The organism is Lichenibacterium minor, from assembly GCF_004137685.1.
Lineage (GTDB): Bacteria > Pseudomonadota > Alphaproteobacteria > Rhizobiales > Beijerinckiaceae > Lichenihabitans > Lichenihabitans minor.
This window is the reverse complement of sequence record NZ_QYBB01000126.1, coordinates 1-2,369: the sequence shown is the minus strand read 5'-3', so window position 1 is coordinate 2,369 and position 2,369 is coordinate 1. Positions and strand designations below refer to the sequence as shown.

General features: G+C 59.9%; 3 protein-coding genes. 1 reads left to right on the top strand and 2 read right to left on the bottom strand.

Going from position 1 to position 2,369, the window contains the following annotated elements:
- Window positions 1-330 precede the first annotated feature (330 nt).
- Together D3273_RS27555 and D3273_RS27550 are read right to left on the bottom strand one after the other, a co-directional pair.
- Window positions 331-516 (bottom strand): hypothetical protein, encoded by a 186-nt coding sequence (locus D3273_RS27555; RefSeq protein ID WP_129230218.1) that lies wholly within the window; start codon window positions 514-516, stop codon window positions 331-333.
- A gap of 153 nt (window positions 517-669) precedes the next feature.
- On the bottom strand, window positions 670-909 hold the full coding sequence (locus tag D3273_RS27550; RefSeq protein WP_129230216.1) for a helix-turn-helix domain-containing protein: 240 nt from the start codon (window positions 907-909) through the stop codon (window positions 670-672).
- Window positions 910-1,132: 223 nt separating this feature from the next.
- Here D3273_RS27550 and D3273_RS27545 point away from each other — a divergent pair, with 223 nt between their 5' ends.
- The gene (locus D3273_RS27545) at window positions 1,133-1,390 is read left to right on the top strand and encodes a DUF6894 family protein (protein WP_129230214.1); all 258 of its coding nucleotides are present in this window, start codon (window positions 1,133-1,135) and stop codon (window positions 1,388-1,390) included.
- Window positions 1,391-2,369: the final 979 nt, after the last annotated feature.

The window sequence follows — 2,369 nt, the reverse complement described above, 5'->3', positions numbered from 1 at the left end:
CCGTGTTCGGCCAGGACCGGGTGAACATGATGAAGATGATGGGGCTGCTGAGCCCGCACCTGAAGGCGATCTGACCCCGGTGCGCCCCCGTCTCCCCGCGTCGACGAGTGATCGGCGACGCGGGCGGCACGCAGCCCCCGCCCCGAGCCGTCCCAGGACTACGGCCCTGCGGCGCGTGCTGTCCTCGTGTCTGTTCCGGACTTGCTCTGCCAAGCCGAGGCGTGCGGTGCCATTGTGCTTGCGCGCTATCTCGGGCAGGCGCTGAGCGAGGCCGATGGGATCCTGCGGCGGGCGCCGCGCTGTTGAGACACGAGCGCCACGCCGCGGCTCTCACGGTAGCCTGTTGGCGCGCGCCGAGAACATCGCCTGCTTCAACGCGAAATAGATCACGAACGTCAGAGCGAACACGACCACCACATTTATGATGCCGGTTATCTCCGAGGTCGGCTGTTGCAACATCACGGCGAAGTACGAGATCACCGCGCTCAGCACGGCCGCAATCACAATGTCGATCATGGTGTTCCCCAAGGAAGGTCGAAGGACCGTCCGATCACGCCGAAGCGACGTGGTTCTCCAACGTCGCCGATCTAACGGCGGCCCAACCTGCTGCGGCAGGCTGCGGGTGGCGTGCTCTGGCCGTACCTTCCTACTTCCGCCCGCGAACCCATTTCAACGGCTTCGATAGCGCAGCCCAGGGCCACTCCCATCATCCGAAAGGAAGCGGACGCCCTCCGTCTCGAATGCGTCTTGCATGGAAGCGACCGTCTCGTCCGACACGGGAGCCAATCGCCCATCCTCGAACCGCTTCACGGTCGAGACCGACACCCGCGCGGCCTTGGCGAGATCCACCATGGACCAGTCAAGCAGGCCGCGGGCGGCGCGAACCTGGGCCGCGGAGATGACAGGCATTGGGACCTCTCGAAAACGTCACTCTGAGCCATTGGTTACGACAATGCATACATGCTTGTTACCTGACTTTGTGCGACAAAATAGGTCAAAAAGCTTGGCCCGCCTAGCCTATGTGAATGAGGCCCAACCTACCATTCGGTAACATATCCGTGTTGTTCCTTCGACCCTCGGCATGGAGCGATTGAGGGATGAGTGTGCCCTGGCCCGGACGACCGGACGGCACATGGCTCGGTATTATTTCGACGTCCAAGATGGGCGTGGTTTCCATCGCGACGAGATTGGTGACGAGTTCGACAGCTTCGAAGAAGCGCGGGAGCAGGCCCAAGCTCTGCTTCCCGATATCGCCCGCGAGGAACTGCCGGACGGTGATTTGCACGTCATCACATGCGACGTGCGAGACGAGTCGGGCCGGATCATCTACCGCGGCAAGCTCACCTTTGAGGGAACGCGCGATCCGCCGTGGGTTCCGAGGCTGGACTAGATGCCATACCGCCCGCATAGGCTCGGGAGACGACCACGCCCGAGCCCTCCCCGTGCCCATCCTCGCCCGCCACCGCTGGCTCTACCCGATCGACTGGCGCGAGCTGTCGGCCTCTATCCGGGTCCAGTGGCCGATGCGAGACGCAGTTCGTGGGGCTGCACCGATACAGCCCCACGCTTGATGCTTCGAACTAAGTTGGGTCCTTCACCTGCCCGAATGTCGCGGCTTAAGCCTGTCGAGAATTTTGTAACTTTTGTAAAGTTCCCAAGCTGCAAAAATCATGGGAATACCCACAATTGCAATGAATATCCAATCGAATGTCATCGAGCCATCGGCTTTGGCCATAGGTGAATACATAATTCTCTCCTGCGTTTTGATGCGAATGGCAAACGCTGCCCGCCTAACAACGTTACGGTCGCGGACATGCGGCATATGCAGGACGATGAAATATTAAATTTTGTAAGTATAGGCCATAGTGCGTCGAACGAGGCTGGTAGCATCTCAAGGCCCGAGATGGAAAATCACGGATATCCACGTCGTGATCTCGTTCTATCCGCGACCACGACCCACAGAACGACGCGGCCAACACCCTCGCCGCGCTATGTCAGCGGTGTCACTTGCTGCACGACGCCTCGGAGCACCGGAGACGCCGGGCTGTGACGGTACGGGCCCGAAGAGCGCTCGGCGACTTGTTCACGGGGCCATATGGGTGAAGCGCTACGAAGAAATTATATCAAATGTAATTGGAGATACATGGTACATTTAGGGAACATGTAGCGCGGACTTTAGTTGCTTTCACAGTGGCTTTTTGCCACTGCAAGGTAGCGCAAATGGAAAACGTGTTGACGCGCAAGCTGGAGCGCTTCTCTCCGCTGTCGGTAGACGACAAGCGCTTGCTCGAAGAGATCGTTGGCCCACACCGCCTTGTTGCCGCCCGTACAGATCTCATCCGAGAGGGCCAAGGGTCCAACACCGTCCG